The 15,767-nt window shown below is 35.8% G+C and carries 17 protein-coding genes; 10 read left to right on the top strand and 7 right to left on the bottom strand.

The genetic code is table 11. The features are described 5' to 3' along the window. Nucleotides 1-29: 29 nt before the first annotated feature. The 7 genes from C8R30_RS00705 to C8R30_RS00740 all read right to left on the bottom strand — a co-directional run bounded on the left by C8R30_RS00705 (nucleotide 30) and on the right by C8R30_RS00740 (nucleotide 7,124). A complete protein-coding gene (locus C8R30_RS00705) occupies nucleotides 30-455 on the bottom strand; it encodes a phage tail fiber protein (RefSeq protein WP_107789275.1) in 426 nt (141 codons plus the stop codon). Between the two features lie 62 nt (nucleotides 456-517). Further along, on the bottom strand, nucleotides 518-1,069 hold the full coding sequence (locus C8R30_RS00710; RefSeq protein WP_107789276.1) for an HNH endonuclease: 552 nt from the start codon (nucleotides 1,067-1,069) through the stop codon (nucleotides 518-520). Between the two features lie 450 nt (nucleotides 1,070-1,519). Continuing rightward, nucleotides 1,520-1,759: a hypothetical protein gene (locus C8R30_RS00720; protein ID WP_107789278.1), complete on the bottom strand. Its 240-nt coding sequence runs from the start codon at nucleotides 1,757-1,759 to the stop codon at nucleotides 1,520-1,522. A gap of 18 nt (nucleotides 1,760-1,777) precedes the next feature. Beyond that, nucleotides 1,778-2,233: a hypothetical protein gene (locus C8R30_RS00725; RefSeq protein WP_146162663.1), complete on the bottom strand. Its 456-nt coding sequence runs from the start codon at nucleotides 2,231-2,233 to the stop codon at nucleotides 1,778-1,780. Between the two features lie 28 nt (nucleotides 2,234-2,261). Further along, on the bottom strand, nucleotides 2,262-3,077 hold the full coding sequence (locus C8R30_RS00730) for a hypothetical protein (RefSeq protein WP_107789280.1): 816 nt from the start codon (nucleotides 3,075-3,077) through the stop codon (nucleotides 2,262-2,264). After that, nucleotides 3,078-5,759, bottom strand: coding sequence for a DEAD/DEAH box helicase family protein (locus tag C8R30_RS00735; RefSeq protein ID WP_107789281.1), 2,682 nt, complete (start codon nucleotides 5,757-5,759; stop codon nucleotides 3,078-3,080). A gap of 909 nt (nucleotides 5,760-6,668) precedes the next feature. Next, the gene (locus C8R30_RS00740) at nucleotides 6,669-7,124 is read right to left on the bottom strand and encodes a MerR family transcriptional regulator (RefSeq protein ID WP_107789282.1); all 456 of its coding nucleotides are present in this window, start codon (nucleotides 7,122-7,124) and stop codon (nucleotides 6,669-6,671) included. Between the two features lie 71 nt (nucleotides 7,125-7,195). Here C8R30_RS00740 and C8R30_RS00745 point away from each other — a divergent pair, with 71 nt between their 5' ends. The 10 genes from C8R30_RS00745 to C8R30_RS00785 all read left to right on the top strand — a co-directional run bounded on the left by C8R30_RS00745 (nucleotide 7,196) and on the right by C8R30_RS00785 (nucleotide 15,746). Next, nucleotides 7,196-7,435: a hypothetical protein gene (locus C8R30_RS00745; protein ID WP_107789283.1), complete on the top strand. Its 240-nt coding sequence runs from the start codon at nucleotides 7,196-7,198 to the stop codon at nucleotides 7,433-7,435. A gap of 14 nt (nucleotides 7,436-7,449) precedes the next feature. Beyond that, on the top strand, nucleotides 7,450-7,605 hold the full coding sequence (locus tag C8R30_RS15765; protein WP_181258673.1) for a hypothetical protein: 156 nt from the start codon (nucleotides 7,450-7,452) through the stop codon (nucleotides 7,603-7,605). 124 nt (nucleotides 7,606-7,729) lie between these two features. Next, nucleotides 7,730-8,032 (top strand): hypothetical protein, encoded by a 303-nt coding sequence (locus C8R30_RS00750; RefSeq protein WP_107789284.1) that lies wholly within the window; start codon nucleotides 7,730-7,732, stop codon nucleotides 8,030-8,032. A 255-nt stretch (nucleotides 8,033-8,287) separates the two neighbouring features. Then, on the top strand, nucleotides 8,288-8,944 hold the full coding sequence (locus C8R30_RS00755) for a hypothetical protein (RefSeq protein ID WP_107789285.1): 657 nt from the start codon (nucleotides 8,288-8,290) through the stop codon (nucleotides 8,942-8,944). A gap of 47 nt (nucleotides 8,945-8,991) precedes the next feature. Then, nucleotides 8,992-9,732 carry an NUMOD3 domain-containing DNA-binding protein gene (locus C8R30_RS00760; RefSeq protein WP_107789286.1) on the top strand — a complete coding sequence of 247 codons (741 nt, stop codon included), beginning with the start codon at nucleotides 8,992-8,994 and terminating at the stop codon, nucleotides 9,730-9,732. Nucleotides 9,733-9,739: 7 nt separating this feature from the next. Beyond that, nucleotides 9,740-10,090, top strand: a complete 351-nt coding sequence (locus tag C8R30_RS00765; protein WP_107789287.1) for a hypothetical protein — start codon at nucleotides 9,740-9,742, stop codon at nucleotides 10,088-10,090. After that, a complete protein-coding gene (locus tag C8R30_RS00770; protein WP_107789288.1) occupies nucleotides 10,087-12,078 on the top strand; it encodes a phage terminase large subunit family protein in 1,992 nt (663 codons plus the stop codon). The genes C8R30_RS00765 and C8R30_RS00770 overlap by 4 nt, the downstream gene beginning before the upstream one ends. 51 nt (nucleotides 12,079-12,129) lie before the next feature. Further along, the gene (locus tag C8R30_RS00775; RefSeq protein ID WP_107789289.1) at nucleotides 12,130-12,363 is read left to right on the top strand and encodes a hypothetical protein; all 234 of its coding nucleotides are present in this window, start codon (nucleotides 12,130-12,132) and stop codon (nucleotides 12,361-12,363) included. Between the two features lie 3 nt (nucleotides 12,364-12,366). Beyond that, on the top strand, nucleotides 12,367-13,857 hold the full coding sequence (locus tag C8R30_RS00780) for a phage portal protein (RefSeq protein WP_107789290.1): 1,491 nt from the start codon (nucleotides 12,367-12,369) through the stop codon (nucleotides 13,855-13,857). Between the two features lie 62 nt (nucleotides 13,858-13,919). Beyond that, nucleotides 13,920-15,746 carry a phage major capsid protein gene (locus C8R30_RS00785; RefSeq protein WP_107789291.1) on the top strand — a complete coding sequence of 609 codons (1,827 nt, stop codon included), beginning with the start codon at nucleotides 13,920-13,922 and terminating at the stop codon, nucleotides 15,744-15,746. Nucleotides 15,747-15,767 lie beyond the last annotated feature (21 nt).

A 15,767-nucleotide genomic window follows, 5' to 3' on the forward strand; every position in this document is an offset into this window, starting at 1 on the left:
GACTTGGGACAACGATTATGCAGCATAAATTATGCTTCTGTAATAGTTGAGGTGGTTTTGATTCTTGGGATAACCCCAGTTGTAATAGTTAAATTTGGAGATAAAGCCCCATGAAACAGAACGTTACCTGCACCTGATGGTAAATCACCGATAGCAGCATGGGTAATCGTATCACCTCCAGCTTGACATTCTGCAAATTCAATTGCAACAGCAGGGGAGGCTACATTGCCCGAAATATTCCAACCAGTTGGATCTCGGGTAACTGCTACCCTTGCATATCCGGTATAGGTAGCCTCATTGGCTGTTTGATTTCCACCTTCACCTGTTGAAGCAGTATGGAGTGACAAGTATAAATTGCCCGTTGGCGTGTTATGGTTTTCGGCAATTAGTGGAATAGCATTTCCATGAAATACTAACCCGAGAAGTTTTGATTCAAAATAAGATGACTTTGACATATATGGCTTTTTAAAAAATAGTTAATCTGTACAAGTATTTATATGTTTTTTGTTGCCAAAAATCAACAAAGGGGTATTGTTTTATTCATCCCTACCTTCATCATTTCTTCAAATTCTTCCAAGCATAAATGTCGATCGGTATAGCCTAGTTTTTTTCCGGCCTCGTACCTTGCATTAAAGGCCGATTCTAAATCATCGAATCTGCCAATATATTGCTGTTTGCCCCTTATGCAGATGTCAACTCGAAATTTTCCCTTGTATATACTTATTCCAGGAATGCCAGTTTTATTGTTTATTCTTTTCTTTTGATTCCTTAAATTTTCGCCAATTGAAACTAATCTTAAATTGTCAAGTTTTTCGTTTTCGGTATCGCCGTCGATATGATCAACTACGTGATCAGGAGGTATTGGCCCAAATAACAATGTCCATATGATTCTGGTGGATGCGTAGGCGATTGAATCGATAACCACATTTTTTCTGGTGTCACCTTGATAATCGCTGAATTCATATGTGGCGATTTCACCCGTTCCTTTCCAGGTCAAAGCGCCTGTTCCTTTATCGTAATCTAATAATTCTTTTAGTTTTTCTCGGTTTGGCAAAGCTTTGAATTTCATTTTTCTTCTCCTTTATTTGCCTAATTATTTATATGGCATATAAAGGAAAAAGGGAGGGGATGGAGGATTAATCTTGATGGGGGGAGTAATTAGGATTTGGGCGTTCTATCTGTGCTATTTTTTCGCGGCTTCTACCGTAAGCTGTTGCCCCAAGTATCGCCCCGAAAGCAACATGAAATAGCCCACCTGAATGTAGGGTTATAGGTTGCCACTGGTGGGTAATGTCACCCGAGTTATTCAATTGAAGAATTGACCAGAAGATTGGGAAAATTATGAAATCGAATACATTTATGACGAGATATGTTAAGGCGGCTAATGGTCGCCAAATTTTACGGATTGGCTGCATATAAAAAACCCCTTCCAGTTGGGGGGGAAGGGGTACGGGTAAAAGGAGAAGAATATATTTTTATTGTTATAAATTTATTTATATGCAAGATTTTTTCATTAAATTTAATTTTTAATTTTTGCCCTATGGCACAAAGATGACTTACTATATCCGATTGTTTTAGTGGCGCAAGCTCCTGCTAATCTCATTGCTCGCCTATCCTCAATTGTCAAATTATGATTCATTTCTTCTTGTTCATTTTTTAAAATTATTTCTTGATTTCTTTTCTCCAATATGATTTGCATAATCGGCTTACCTGTTAAGGTGGATTCCGTTAATAAGTAATCTAGACTTAATTCTTCCATTTTTCTCCTTATAAAATTTTAATCTTCATGCTCCAACAATTCCGCCAATGACAATTTTTTATCATTTGGATTATATTCTTTCTGCGGTAAATCCCTTACCTTTCCTATGCCAACATCTGGTACTGCAAAAGGATCATATGGATCTTCAATCCCCCCATTAATACCTTGATGTTTAAGGTGTTTATATTTCTCGGGGATAGAATGACTATCCCCTTCATCGTCTTTAATCGAGGCTAAAAACTCTTTAAGATTAAAATCTGGTGGTAATTTTTCATTTAATTTTTCATCCCTAAAATTTTGACCTTTTGAGATTCGATTTAAGGCGTTATTTTTTTCTGGCAATGGTTTAGTATGGCCATTTTTTTCAATTGATTCTAGCGCGTCTAAAGAGTTCCCGCTATTTTCTTCTTTAATATCAATAACATCCAGATGAATATATTCATTTTCAATATCTAACTTAATATCACCAATCACGGTTTCATTCTCCAATTCATCAATAAAATCAATAACTTGTTTTTTCTGCTTGTTTTTTGTTTATATAATATCTTCTGTTTCTTTCTTGTCTTAATCTTTTTTGATGTTCGATTCTTTCTGCTTCAGATACAAAAACTGAGCGAGGGTTAATATTCGTTGTAGTTTGATTTAATATAGGTTGCTTATTGCTTCTTATATATCTTTTGCTTCTATACTTTTTAACTCTTTCTCTGTTTAGTCTTTTTTGATGTATAACCTTTTCTTCTTCAGAGGCAAACTTAGATTTATATTTCTTGTTTTTTGATTTAGTTTTCTTATTTTCTTTTGTTTGGCCTGCAGGCCATCTATTCTTATCATGATATTCATTTTTCTTGTTGAGATAATCCTCGTCATTTTCCAAGTCAAAAAATTTTTGTAATAACGATTCACACAATAATGCTTGTTTAGTATTTTCCCATGGTATTATTTCTTCTATCCTAAAATTATGATAACCCTTATCTAATTTAACTAGTTCCTTTACTAATTTTGAACTTGACCAATAGCCATATTTTATCCCTTTACTTTTTCCCTTGATATATTTTTCTTTTGGCCTGAGTAACTCAGAAGGATGACAACCCTTCCTAGTGCGACAACCTATATACATCTTGCCAGTTATTTTATGACTTATACAATAAACATATGGGGTTGTATTCTCGCCTAAATTTTCCTCATTTTCTATTTGATCTTTTAAGAGACGATTAGGGGCGATATTTTCAATCAGTAATGTTATTACAAGCAATTTAAAAATAATCGATTCTAGCGCGTCTAAAGAGTTCTCATTATTTTCTATTTTAAAATCAATCATTTATCCCCCATTATTTTTAGGTTTAAACAAGTTAGGATTTTTATTTTTCATTATATTGACCAACCAGCCAACGCTAACAAAATGATTTTGGTTACATATCTCTTTGATTTTTTGGAGCTTTCTTTCAAATCCCGCAAAAGACCAATGCATGGAGTGGATCCGTTCAGGCGTATACCCATTCAAAAATAACACTCTAACCGTTTTCCAAAAATTACTATGTCCAGTGTCATCCTTGGTAAATAAATCTGAATATTTTCCGCTCATTAACTCATCTACTATCATTCCAATGTTGTTATTTCTAACTGGTGTTGGATTATATTTTTTAACTTCAATTTCTGGCACATAATCATCGGCTATGAATTGATCAATATCGATTCCCCCATCCCTATCAGTCCGGCCAATTCTTTTAAGTTTAAATTTCTTAACATTTTCCATTTTATAGGATGGGGCATAATATATTTGGGACGGATTCAATGAGGCCAAATCCACTTTATATTCTGGAAATTCCGCTTGCACCATTTCAGCATATTTTTTTGCTACTTGACGATATAAGTCTGCATCCATTTGTTGCCCATTTTTTAAGCTTAATATCACTCTTAAACCGCCAGAATGGGTTGTATATATTGCTCCTACATGCTTGTTTTTATTGAAGTAATCTAAATAAGGATCGATTGGAATAAACACTCCATTAGCTTTATTTTCTTCAGTATTGTCGATATCCAAAACAATGAAGGTGGAGGAAATCATATCTTCCTTTTTCCTCCCCGTTCCACTGGTACTAAATGCACAAAATGAAGGGGCATGGTCTTTATTTTCGACTTGCACAGTTAAAGCCTTAAAAGTTTCAAATAGGCCATGATGAGGTATATAAGGAATATCAATACCTTCAGTGTCGAATTTTGTAGCGTAACCTTGAAAGGTATAGTCTGTTTTCAATTCCCTTATTTCTTCAAGTTTTTTATCTCTTCTGGCTTGCTTTAATTCCTCAATCAATATAGGGTTTCTAATGTCATCCCTTTCTTTATCTTTTTCCTTAATATATTTTTTATGTTCTTGTTTATCCTTGGCCTGGGCTTTGATATCCCGCAGCATTTTGAAACTGAAGGCTTCTGATTTGTCCCAATATTTTTGCAAATTTTGATGACAAAAATGGGGGAGTGTTCCATCCCTATATCTTTGCTCGAAATTATCGACAGTTTCAGCTTCTGGTAAATTTCTAGTAAAATCAGTCAAATCATGAAGAATCACCACATTACCTTTAGGGTAATTGTTGACGACATATGCCCTAACAGCCTCAGCCGCATAAGTATCTAGGACAAATAAATATAACTCCATATTAGGTTGTAAATTGCGAAGAGCAGAACGGCCTAGGGTTTGCAAGTCAGCATCCAATCTTTGAAAACCTATAGCGGTCAATGGACTAATCCCGTTTTTTCGATAAAAATATTCATGCTCAAAATCATGACGGTAAGCATGGGCGCAAGCTATTTTAGTCCGGTCAGAATACGAATTTAAGCCAGCGTTTTTAATCGAAATTTTATCTACGTTATCGGGTAGATATTTTTCATTACTGCTTTGGATGGTTACAATCGCCCCTTCCATATTTTCCGAAATCCATTTTTTCAAGTATTCAATCGGGGGTTTGCCTGTCGTCTCATTAGGCGCAACCAGCCAATTGTTGGAAATCGGGGCGTTACCCTTAGAAAAAGGTACTATATAGATAGTAAATGGTATATCGTTTTTTGGGGGGTTGATACTTTCAGCAGTCACTCTTATCTTTCGGAGATGAAAGCCCAATCGGCGCATTCTAATATATGCGTTTGATTTATCGAATTCCGAGCGTAGAATGGTGGTGTTGGGGGCAAATATAGTCTTTCTGGGTTGACGATGAAAGGTTAATTTATATTTCTTTTTATCGTCAAGGTCTTGACATTCCAGTTCATCCCATTTTTCCCTATCCACCACCCAATCAAAAGAGTTATATACCTGGTGCATAACATTTAAATTCTCTTCAATATAATCATCATGTCTTAAGTTTGAGCAATGCTTAAAGATCGCTTTATAATCAAGTGGGTATTCTTCACTTTCCACCACTTCAATATATTTTTTCAAAATGGGGAAATTGGAAGTTAAATTAAATGTAACACTATCATCGATATCGCTTAGATCGTCGATAAAGGTATGAGTAAAAAAAGACTTTCTACCTTCATCCATCATGAAATAATGGATTGTGGATACTACGGTAAGGGTTGGCAATGTGCCTTTATTAATGAGTTCGGTTAAAGTAGTTCTAACGTTTTTAACAGGCACACCATTATATTGATGATCGCTAAAAATAACAGCCGTTGGAATTTTTAATTTTTTAGCTTTCTTTTCAATCTCAATTGCAAGCTCTAAAGTGGGCGCAACTAATAAAACTTTAGGGTCAAAAGGTTCATCCTCAAGGATAGGAGCATAGTGTAAGTGTTGTATTTTTTGGAGTGTTAAAGTTGTTTTACCACACCCCATCGGAGACGGATCATATCCAGTTACGATAGATGGAGTATCATTGGGTGTTACACTCTCAGGGCATAAATCAAATAATGGGTTGTTGGTAAATCTGGAGGGGTTTAGGGTGGATTTTAATTTTTCTTGATTAAATCGGTCAATGTGTTCATCAATCATTTTTTCTATTTGTGCCATTAATATTCCTTTTAAAGTTTACCGCTTAATCGGGGAATGGCTTGGATGAGGCGCATTAAAAATTAAAAGGAGAAATTATTAATGCATTCACATTCCCCAATGTATATCATCCAAGCCATGTTTTAAGCGTTTACAAATCTATTTATACTTTAAGTATAAGTTACTTTTTTAAAATACCCCTTGTTTTTTTAAAATATTTGTGATTCAAAAATAAAATATTATTCCTTCATATTTTATTTATATTTTATTTTCATTTTTCCTTAGAAGAATTTCTTATATAGAAAGCATTCTTTATCACTTTTTTTCATATAGAAAAATGATATAGTGAAAAATCAATAGGTTATGATTTTAGATCGAATCATTAAATTTTCTTATGGATCATTAATGATGTATAGATGATTATCTATGGTTGGATTGGACGGGAAAGGAACTGTAGAAATGGAATTGAATTAGAATTGAAATAGAATTGAAATGGAATTGTGCCAAACCGGAAAAGCGAATAATGGGGGGTTATATTTCCTCAAGGTTCAATCAAGGAACAATCAAGGAACAATTAACGTAAGTTATTGATTTAATTTGGGAAAAAAAAAACCGCTCGAAAAAGGGGGGGTTTATATATATAATAGGTCGGTAAAAATTAGCGGTTTTTTTTTTCCCATTAATAATCAAAGACTTATATTACTTTAAAGGGTCAGGACAAACATTTAACCCTTTAAAGTAATATAACCACCCCATTATTCGCTTTTTCTGTTTGGCACAATTCCATTTCAATTCCCGATCAATCCTCAAGGCAATCCCAAGGTAAACAAGACGCTTTTCAAAAAAAATTAAATATCGTCTCATCCAAAACCACAAATAAAAAGGGGACTAATTTAATTCCAGTCCCCCAACCACCAACAACCACCTAAATCACCCTTTGAATTTCATATTGTGATCCCTTATTTTGTCAATGACAGCCACACCATCAATCAACATTTTAACAACATCATCCCCCCTTTTTATACCCTCAACTAAAACTTCAACAACTATTAAACCAGCCATTTTTCGAGTTATACCTTCATCCGCCCTAACCCAATCAGTAATCGTATATTTGTCTTTTGCATCCACCATTGGGGATAAGTAAGCATCAATGAAATCAATGATATCATCGTGTTTATAATAACTCCCCCAATTTTTCCTCACCTTAAAATCCCTTTGGGCTACCCAAACTCCACAAGTTTTTTTCACCGAGTTTCTACTGATACCCAACAATTCAGCTACTTCCATCACATGACACCATAAAACCCCATCTTCATCCCTTATATAAGGTGGTTGTTTCCTACCTTTAATTTCTATTTCATTAATTTCAATAACTTCATTAGTCATTTCATCTTCTCCACTTAAAAATCGTTTTCATATAAATATCTATATGTCTTTATTTTTTGGTAGGAGAAGATATGGGGCAAGTAATAAGTTTGGATGCATTTAGAGCGATTAGGACAAAAATAGAGAATAATCAATTTGACGATCAAGTCAATGATTTTTTAAAGAATAATCAATCCTTAGTGGATGAAATAATCGACGATCATGTCGATACCGATTGGCTAGATTTAGAAGATTTAACAGTGGAAGAAATCATCAACATCCTGGATGACTTGGAAGCGGAAATATATGACCACAACATTAATATATGGTAAGGGTGGAGTTGAAGGTGGAACAAGAAAAGGAATTTAAAGAATTGATAAAAGAATTGTACCGACATCAATTTAAGCAGGTGCAAGAAAGAGTTAAATCTGGTTGTGCCACGGGTGAGGATATGATTTTTATTAGAGATCACTTAAAGGGATTAAAGGATAAGGAAGGATAGAAGAAATGGAATATCTAATCATCATATATGTAATAGCAACCCTGATAATCATCTACCAACAAGCAAGGGACAAGAAGAAACTAAGGTATCTCCTGGATAAGCTAAGGGAAGGGAAGGATAAGCAATGATAGGATTTAGGATTGCACGAGGTGAAGAAGTGGAGGAGTATTATCCCCATGTGGCTTCATCGCAATATCGATTAACCAAGGATAATATCAAATATGCAATAGGGGAGGCAGCAGATTTATTAGTTGCCCAGTTGCAGAATTATGTTGACGAAATCAATATCCAATCACTTGATTACCAGGATAAGGTAGAGCTGATATTCAATGGTGCAACTATTCGATATTTTCTAGTTGAGATTGAGCCGGAACCAGCGGTGACAGGAGAGGATACAAGCGTTCCCCCAGTGCCCTATCCAGAATAAACATTATATGAAATTGTATAATGAATGGATAAGGTGGACAAGGTGGATCAAGGTTGGATAGAGTTGGGACTAGGTTGGATCAAGGTGGACTACCATTTCAATTAAGAATCTAAATGAGAATGAGTCTTAGGTACTATGGCAAATTTTGGCCCCTGCGGTGCTTCAGAGTCCCAAAATTTTGCTCCTAAATCAAAATCCGGTATTAACTTTTTCATATAAATATCAATGAGTTACTGAAAAACAAGAATAATAAAAATGCAAATTTCCATCAAAAATTCATTTCCAGATTTGATCAAAGATTTAAAAAAGATGCCAGATAAGATCCAAGAACAGATCATTCGACCAGCATTAAAGGATGCGGCTAATGTGGGCAAGACGCAACTCATCAGATCAATCGGCCAAAATTATAATTTGTCAAGACCAGAAATCGCACAGACTTTCAAAGTAAGAGTTGAACCATCCAAATCTTCAATTTTAAATGGTGGGATAAAGTGGAAAGCCAGTATTACGTCTACAACTCGAAGACCAAGTTTAAATATGATTCGATTTGTAGAGAGAAAAGTTTCACTGGCTCAAGGAAGGAAAAGAAAAAAAGCAGGAACACAAAATCAGTTGCATGTCAAAATAAAAAGAAGTGGCGGTGTTAGGCCAATGGGAAAACGTGTGTTCATTGGTAATAAAGGTAGGACTGTATTTAAAAGAATTAAGGGTCAGTATATGGCAAGTCGCAGGGGGCAAACTAAACACAGTGAAAAAATAAAAGCTGTGTCGACTATCAATATACCCGCGATGATGAAAGCAAGAAGAGTCATGGATACTGCTGTAGAAGCCATCAAAATAAATTTTTTATCTAGATTGGAACATTATTCAAAAAGAGTTTTGAGTAAAAATACCTTAAAAATTCAAGGGTGAAAAAGAAAAACTAAGTTATATTATTTTTTTAAATAACAGATGAAGAAATGAAAACGACATATTATGTATACGCTATAAGCCATAAAGTAACGGGGAAATGGTACATCGGGTCAAGAATTGCAAATGGATGTCACCCAGAAGAATTATTCAGAACGAGAGAAAAATATATTGAAGGGAAAAGTAAAGGGTATAGAAAGGGATATTTCACTTCATCAAAATATGTTAAACGGCTTATAAAGTTAGATGGTGGAATAAAAAACTTTAAAGTTGAAAGTGTAAAAATTTTTGACACTAAAGAAAAAGTATTGTTGTGTGAAGCTTTACTTCATCGATTATTTGACTTGAAGAACGATAATGAATATTTAAATCAAATAAATGCGGGTGAAAAGTTCAATCATGTAGGAAGAACGCATTCTGAAGAAACACGTAAGAAAATGAGGGATTCTCATAAGGGAAAGTTTGTTGGAGAAAATCATCCATTGTATGGAAAGAAACATTCAGATGAAACCCGAAGAAAAATTAGTGAGTCTCAGAAAGGGAAAAAACTTTCCGATGAAACACGAAGAAAAATTAGTGAGTCTCATAAAGGAAAACAACTTTCCGATGAAACACGAAGAAAAATGAGTTTGGCAAAGAAAAATATGTCCGATGAAACCAGAAAAAAAATGAGTGAGTCTCATAAAGGAAAACCGCAGCAAATTATAACTTGCCCACATTGTAATAAAACTGGTGGAGTTTCTAATATGCAACGTTGGCACTTCGACAATTGTAAATCACATCAACAATAAAAATTATATGGCTGATTCCACTAAAAGAATACCAAGAGTAATAAATGACAATGACGTAGAAGCATACAATGCAATGGATGAGCTAATCATAGCCAAGGCAAAGAAGGAAGCCGCATTAGCTCAAATGGCTGAGATTGAACTATCACTCGCAACTAAACATTTAATAGTCAGGGAGGAAACAGCTAAGGCCATTTTTGAGGCATCAAGAACTTTACGAGATAGATTACTGGCATTATCCGTCAAGCTAGCCCCAGAATTATCCAATAATTCCAACGCCCAAGAAATAACTAAAATTTTAAAAAAATCCATTGAGGAACAATTAAGGGAATTTGTGGAAGAGTTAGAGGCTAAAATTTGAAGCTACTAACACGACTAAAAAATATTCCACCACCGCTAGTTATATATGATGGATATCAATCCGCCATAAACGCTTTAGTGGATGGAATTTCACCCGATCCAGATTTAAACTTTCAGGAATTTTGCGATACGCATTGCATCATTCCAAAATCGACAGGGGCAGCTCATCATGGAAAATACAATTCATCCTATACGCCCCATGTAAGGGATGTAATGCGACATTTAGATGTTTCATCCCCCACCAGAAGAGTAGTTGTAATGGCTGCATCCCAAGTTTGGAAAACACAATTATCCCTGAATTGGTTATGTTATATCGTAGCTCAACACCCATCTAACATATTGATGTTGCAGCCAACTGGAACGTTACATAAAAGAATCATCAACAGAATCAATAAAGTAATTGCAGCTACCCCAAGAATTAAAGATTTATTTGTTTCTCCAAATAGTAAAACCGAAATCAATAACGCAAGCATTAAAAATTTTCAAGGGGGAGGCTTATTCCTAGGTTCATCAGGTTCAGCTTCTAACCTTTCAGAGTTGCCTGCTAAGTATGCGATATGTGATGAAGTGTCAAGATATATCGATAATGTTGGGGATGAGGGCAATATAATCAAGTTGGTGGAGGGGAGGCAGACGACATTTAGAGATGCAAAAAGTTATTATTTTTCAAGCCCGACCGTTAAGGACGAATGCAAAATTTCCGAACTTTATTATCAAGGAACGCAAAGAGTAGCCCTAGCAGAATGTGTTCACTGTCAATATCAACAAGAATTGATTTTTGAAAATTTGAAGATTGATGAAAAAGGGGAGGCGTTCTATCCCTGTTCATCATGTGGCGGTTTACATTATGAGCATGACAAGCCCCTAATGTTTAAAAACGGTCTATGGTCAGATCCGAAATCGAACGATGGGGAAACAGAGAGCTTTCATTTATCTTCGATGTTTCAGCCATATGGCGGTTTTCCATGGACAGCACTTTATAATGAATGGCTTAACGCTAAAGTATTGATCGACACTAAAGCCGATTATACCTTAATGCAGGTTTTCTATAACACAAGATTGGCTCGCCCATGGCATCAAGCAGCCGATACCTTATCAAGTCAAGCCCTAATTGATAGATCAGAAGATTATCCACTAGGCATAGTCCCCAATGAAGCCACATTCGTTACTGCATCTGTTGATACACAAGATAATAGGTTTGAAGTTTCAATTGTTGGATGGTCGAAAAATCTAGAATCTTATGTAGTTGACTATCATATTATCCACGGATCACCAGCCGACTCCACTACACAATCAAGGTTGAAAGAGTACCTTTTGAGATCGATTCCTCATGCATCCGGTAAGAGCCTGAAAATATCCTGCACATTCATCGATTCAGGCGGTCACTATACACAAGACGTTTATGATTTTTGCCGTAGAAATAAGGCCCACCATATATATGCAATTAAAGGTGCATCTAGTCAAGGAAGTTCAATCATTCAAAAATCCACTATGGTGGACATAAATTACAACGGTAGATTTGCCAAGAAAGGTTTGAGATTAATTTTAATTTCTCCAAATTTAGCCAAAGATTTTATCTATTCCCGATTAGCCAATAAAAAAGGGTATGGTGTCATTCATTTTTCGAGGCATTTACCAGTTGAATTTTTTGAAGGAGTAGTTGCTGAATATAGAGAAATGAGGATGCATAGGGGAAGAAAAACATTCACTTGGGTTAAAAAAGACCCCAAGGCAGCTAACGAGCCGCTTGACTTATGCGTTTATAATTTGGCTGCAGCCTACTATTTGCAACTAGATAGGCTAAGTGATCATGAGTTTGAGCGAGCTAGATTAAAAATGGGATTAGATGAAGTTGTTGATGCTGAAGTCATAGATGAAAAAGTTGAAGAAATTGAAGAAATAGAAGTTGAAGAAATTTTACCTAAGCCTAAAGTAAGAAAAACTCCAAGGGTAAGGCGTGGGGGATTCATGGGATCATTGGGGTTTTAATTACTAAAAATAACATATAAATAATTGATAACAAAACAATAATAAAAGAATATGGCGGAAGAATTAACCACTTATCAGCAATTGCTAATCAAGCTTGATGAAGCGATGCTCAATCATGGTGCACAGGCTTTTACTCAAGACTATACTATTAATGATCGACGCATGAGTTTTAAAAGCTATGATGAATTCATTAAATTCTATAACTGGGTAAAGTATCATGCTGATTTAGATACGAGAAAACAAGCTGGTAAATCCACGCCCAAAAGAATCCTAACTTATCTTTAAGATATGGCAAAAAAAAGAAAACTAGAAACCACAGTTGAAAATGAAAATAATGAAAATTTGAATAATGATAATGTGGTAACACTTCCATCAAATCCGCCCAAAAAGAATAAAAGGGCGTTTGATGCTGCAAGGCTGAATCGATTAACCGCTTCCTGGTCTGCATTGGTTACATCAATAAATGACGACATCAAATGCGATTTACTAACTTTAAGATCGAGGTCAAACGACCTAGCCCAAAATGATCCATTAATTAAAAAATGGCTAGATACAGTAGAACGTAATGTTGTTGGCAGCCAAGGGTTTCAGCTTCAGAGTAAAGTAAAAGATAGTGTTGGGATAGACCATATTGCAAATGATGCCATTGAATCCCATTTTGATAAATGGTCAAGCAAGCCCGAGGTAACAGGCAGATTGTCATTACCTGAACTATCAAGATTAGTGGTAAGGTCAGTTGCCCGAGATGGTGAAGTATTAATTCGTCATATATTTAATGAATCAACTTATGGGTATCAAGTTCAGTTGATATCGGCTAATCGATTAGCCTTTATAGATAGAGAAGCCCACAATAATCAAAATGCTATTTTATCTGGTGTGGAAATAGACTCATGGGGACGACCAATTGCATATCATCTTTATAAAGATAAATGCCTACCAGCATCCCCAACAATAAGAGTTTCCGCAAGTGAAATATCACACATCTATGTACAAGAATACCCCGAGCAAGTAAGGGGAATTCCTTGGGCGGCAGCGGTAATGACCAGAATTCATATACTGAAAAAGTATATTGAATTTGCATTGGTGGCATCTGCTGTTGGCGCATCCAAGATGGGATTTTATACAACCCCAACAGGTGATTTGTCTCCCCTTGCAGAAGAAGATGAAGAAAGTGGAGAATTCATTCAACAGGCTGTTGCTGGTGAATTTGGAGTTTTACCTCCTGGATATGATTTTAAAAGTTTCGATCCAGATTACCCCCATCAAAATTTTAATGATTTCGTAAGATCAATCTCAAGGTGGATTGCATCAGGTTTGGGCATATCATATAACTTATTATGCAATGATGCTGATGGGGTTTCTTATTCTTCAATACGTTCTTTCATTGTGGAGGAACGAGATCACTGGATGACGCTGCAACAAGTTTTTATCGCTCAGTTGATGGAGCCAATATTCAATAATTTTATTACATCCGCATTACTGAAAAATAAACTGACACTAGAAGATGGCAAATCATTACCAATAGCCAAAAAAGAGAAATTTATGCGCCATGCTTTCTTGGGTAGGAGATGGAGTTGGGTTGATCCTAAAAAAGACGCTGAAGCTAAAATACTTTTATTTAATAGTAAATTAGCTTCCCCATATGATATTGCGGCTGAACAAGGAATGGATTTGAATTATATACTGCAAGATTTGAATCGCTTTGCTAACGAGTGTGAAAAATTAGGATTAAAAATTGAAAACGTAAGTATTCCCGCAGATGATGGTGGGGAAGAATAGTAATATAATCAAATATATAAATAATTAGGGTATAAATTACCCCATTATAAGAATAACAAGAAATGGACGAAAAAACAATAATAACAAAAGAAGAAAAACACTTTAGAAATCTGGATGTTATAGATTTTGAAGTTACAGATGAAAAAGATGATATTAGAGAAATTGAATTGTCATTTTCATCTGAATCCCCAGTCTGGATGGGGGATTATTACGAAATCTTAGACCACTCACCCGAGAGTGTAGATTTATCCAGATTGAATAGTCAGGGAAAAATATTTATTGAGCATGATTTAACAGTTGACAATCTAGTAGGTGAGATCATCCATGCTTGGATAGATCCAGAGTCAAGAAAAGGTAGGGCAAAAATAAGAATTGGGAAAAATGACAAGTCTGAGAATATTTGGAGAAATATTTTAGGCTCTGTTTTTCCAGCGGTATCAGTGGGTTATATAGTAAGAAAGGCTATAAAGGAAACCGCTGATACTTATAGGTCAGTTTCATGGATGCCATACGAAGTTTCATTCGTCGGCGTTCCGGCTGATTTACAAGTTGGAATTGGGAGGTCGGAGGATTCGCCCAAACCAGAATTAAATAATAACAATAATAACAATAAGGAAAAAAGACAAATGGAATTAAATCCAGAATCAAATCATGAGGGTATTAACATCCTCATCAATAACGAGAGAAAACGAGTAGCCGCAATCAACAAACTAGCTGAAGACTTTAATCATCTTGACGGTGTGCGTAATTTGGCAACTCAAGCAATCGAATCGGGAACGGATATATCTTCATTTCAATCCGATATTCTATCCAAAATGAGATCAGCAACACCACAAGTATCCTTTGGCTATGCAGCCCAAGTTACTGAAAATATTGAAAATGATCCTAAACGTGGATTCAGAAATTTCACTGAATTTACTAAAGCAGTTTTCACCCTTAGCCGTGGATTGCCTTTGAGCGGTGATTTAAAACGTGATGCCCTTTCTACCTTTGCTAACACTGCATCGGGTGCGGATGGTGGTTTTGCTATCCCTGAGGAATTCGCAGCTCAGATTGCAACGGTTGCTCAAAATGAACAATCACTCATCAATGAAGCTCATAATGTACCAGTTAGTGGCAATTCAATGACATTTTCATATGATAAAAATCTTCCTCATCTTGGAGGTGTGACAGCCGCCTGGACTGATGAAGGTGTTGCTGCAACTCAATCTAAAGCTAACTTAGGTAAACTTAACCTTAAAGTTAACAAGTTAGTTGCACTGTGCCCCGCATCGGATGAATTGCTAGAAGATAGTACAGCAATGGGCACACATATCAGTGAAGCAATGGGTAGAGCAGTTACCTATAGCGTTAATGATGCTGTCATTAATGGTACTGGTGGCGGTGTGAAACCTGTAGGTATATTGCAATCCGCAGGAACGATTGCTATTGCGAAAGAAGGAACACAAGCAGCCGATACCGTTGTTGCAAAAAATCTAACTAAAATGATGTCCCGTTTGATTACTCAAAATGGGAATCTAGTTTGGATTATGCATCCTGAAGTATTCGGTGAAATCGTTACTTTAACGATTGGTGATAGAGCAGTTTGGCATGACAACTTTAAAATAAGCCCACAAGGTACTCTATTAGGACGCCCAATTATCCTTAGTGATTCTTGTTCAGCCCTTGGAGATGCAGGTGATATCATTCTTGCTAATATGTCATATTACTATGCAATCAGCAAAGGTGGTTTACAGTCTGCACAATCCGCTCATTTGTGGTTTGATCAAGGTGTCAATGCATTCAGATTGACCTATAGATTGGATGGTGCTCCTTTGTTGGATGCCCCTGTTCAACCTAAAAACGGTAACACCAGATCGTTTTTTGTTACTATCGCTGAACGCAGCTAATATTAGGGGAGATTAAACTAT

Source organism: Nitrosomonas nitrosa (assembly GCF_003051105.1).
GTDB classification, from domain to species: domain Bacteria; phylum Pseudomonadota; class Gammaproteobacteria; order Burkholderiales; family Nitrosomonadaceae; genus Nitrosomonas; species Nitrosomonas nitrosa.